Annotated in this window: 1 protein-coding gene; it reads left to right on the top strand. The window is 66.9% G+C overall.

The window, feature by feature from the left end; all coding sequences use genetic code 11:
- On the top strand, positions 1-347 hold a 347-nt coding region (locus tag AC0L3C_RS36215), incomplete at both ends, for an Ig-like domain-containing protein (protein ID WP_473410411.1).

The raw sequence follows: 347 nt of genomic DNA, 5'->3' as shown, positions 1-347 counted from the left end.
GTCGACGGCGCGGATTCGGCGAGCTACGTTGCCCCGACGACCGACGGCGCCCACACCGTGGTGGTGACCGACACCGACACCGCCGGCAATGTTGCGATTGCCAGTATCGACTTCACGCTCGACAACAGCATCGAAGCCCCGACGGTGGCGCTCGCCAGCGACACCGGCAGCTCCGGCAGCGACCACATCACCAAGAGTGGCGCACTCACGGTGAGCGCGGCTGCGGCCGACGTCACACGCATCTACACGGTCGATGGCACCGATTCGGCAAGCTACGTCGCCCCCACCTCGGACGGTGCCCACACCGTGGTGGTGACCGACACCGATACCGCCGGCAATATTGCGAC

Source organism: Bradyrhizobium sp. WSM4872 (assembly GCF_055811715.1).
This window is presented reverse-complemented; position numbering and strand designations above follow the sequence as displayed.